General features: G+C 65.6%; 2 pseudogenes. Both read left to right on the forward strand.

Features of this window, described 5'->3' with window-relative positions:
- Positions 1 to 440 precede the first annotated feature (440 nt).
- Positions 441 to 1074 (forward strand): annotated as a pseudogene (locus JCM19049_RS20635) (FABP family protein).
- A pseudogene (locus JCM19049_RS12080) lies at positions 1071 to 2149 on the forward strand (folate-binding protein YgfZ). Before JCM19049_RS20635 ends, JCM19049_RS12080 begins: the two co-directional pseudogenes overlap by 4 nt.
- Positions 2150 to 2291: the final 142 nt, after the last annotated feature.

Consider the following 2291-nt stretch of genomic DNA (forward strand, 5'->3'; position numbering starts at 1 on the left):
TGGTACACTGCCTGCTGATTGGTGCGCTCGCCGGAGTGCTGGTGGGCTGCCTGCGGGCCATCACCCTGGCCAGCCGGGCGGTGAAGCGGGTGGAGGACATGCTCGCCGTATCCACGCTGATCCTGCTGTTGACCGGGTCGCTGAGCTGGTACGCCATGCAGGTGCTCGGGCAGGTCTGAATCGGAAATGACGGAGGGCACGTGATTCGCCTCTCGTTGATTAAGTAACCTGCGCCCGCGGCGCGCTAGGATGGAGCCATGAACGAAAATTACCTTGCACTAGAGATCTTCTACCTGGCGCTGCTGACCGTTGCCGGTCTGGGCATGGCCGGTTTCGCCGGACTGGTTGTCAAGCGCCTTTTCAAGGGGCAGAAGTAGGAAAGGCGCACACCGCAGGGTGTGCGCCTCTTTCATTTACATCCACGGAAAGCGAGCGCCGTTATGGCTATTGAAATTCCCACGGATCTCACCCCGGAACTCGTTCCGCTGTCCTGGCTGATCGGTGTCTGGGAAGGCTCGGGCAAGCTGGGCGAAGGCGAAGCAGATGACGAGCACTTCTGGCAGCAGGTGACCTTCCGGGACACCGGTCTGCCCTACCTGGAGTACCGCAGCGAATCCTCTCACCGATGCCGAAGGCACCCGGCTGCGCCCCCTGGCCGTCGAGTCCGGCTTCTGGTCCCTGGACCGCAAGCAGGAAGCCGCCGACCCTGGCCCGGGCATGACTCCCGGCGACCCGTTCCCGGTGCTGCGCTCGGCCGACGATGTCGAGAAGCTGCGCACCGAAGACGGTTTCAAGATCCAGGCCAGCATCAACCATCCGGCGGTCTCAGCGAGCTGTACTACGGGGTCATCAACGGCCCGCGCATTCAGCTGGCGACCGAGGCCCTGCTGCGCAGCGAAAACTCCAAGCCCTACGCCTCCTCGACCCGCATCTACGCTGGTGGGCGGGGACCTGTTCTGGCGTTGGGACGTCTCACAGGGCGATAGCGATTTGAAGGCCCACGCGTCGGCGGCCCTGAAACGGGTCGGCCAGACCGAGCCCGGCCAAGCGGGAGAAGACGGAAACCAGGAATGAGCAAAAAGTACACTTCGGTTCTGCTGCAGCGTGACGGGGCCGTGGAGGCCTCCGGCGTGGATGCCGGGGTTGCCGCCCACTACGGGGCACCGACCCGCGAGGCCCGCAGCCTCTTCGACGGTACCGCGGTGGCGGACCTGAGCCACCTGGACATCCTGCAGCTGCGCGGCGAAGACCGCTTGACGTGGCTGGACACCATCAGCAGCCAGCGCTTGAGCGACGTGAAGCCGGGGCAGAGCACCCAAAGCCTGCTGTTGAGCGTCCAGGGCCGGGTGGAGCATGAGCTGAAAATCCTGGCCGCCGACGACCTGTTGTGGATCATCGCGGAGCCCGGGCGCGGCGAACCGCTGGCCGAGTACCTGAACTCGATGCGGTTCATGTCCCGGGTTGAAGTCGTGGATTGTTCAAACACCCACGGGGTCATTGCCAGCACCAGGCCGCGCCCCGAACTGGGCGATGTGGTGTGGGAGAACCCCTGGCCGAATGTGATCGGCGGGGGACATGCATACTCCACCGGGGAGCACCCGGGCCTGGAACGGCCCTGGCTTGAATACATCGTGCCGCTGGAGCAGCTGGCCTCCCTGGTCGGGGACCTGCCCCTGGCCGGGACCATGGCGGTGGAGGCGCTTCGCATCGCGGCCTGGGAGCCGCGGTTCATCGTGGACACCGATGACAAGAGCATCCCGCACGACTGGACTGGCTGCGTACCGCGGTGCACCTGAACAAGGGCTGCTACAAGGGCCAGGAAACCATTGCCCGGGTTCACAACCTGGGTCATCCGCCGCGTCGCCTGGCGATGCTGCACCTGGACGGGTCCATGCATACCCTGCCTGCGCCCGGTTCACCGGTCAAGGACGGGGAACGGGTTGTCGGCCGGGTCACCTCGGTGGCATTGCACTACGAGGCTGGGCCGATTGCCCTGGCCACGCTGCGCCGCAATGTGCAGCCGGATGCCGAACTGGTGGTCCAGGACGGTGAAAGCAGCTACCCGGCCGCCCAGGAGGTCATCGTCTCACCGGAGGCCGGCCAGGTGGCCGGCCGGTTTACCGGCTTCCTGCGCCCGCCACGCGGCTGACCAGGCGCCAAGTACGCACCGCCGCGGGCCACCGCTGCCTTCTTCCTCTGGAGGCAGCGGTGGCCCGCGGCCGTTAAACGGCTCTTCGCAATCGAGGGTGTAGGGCAGCATTGCCGTTGATCTGATTTCTGGGCGTGTCGCA

It is taken from the genome of Arthrobacter sp. JCM 19049, from assembly GCF_001310435.1.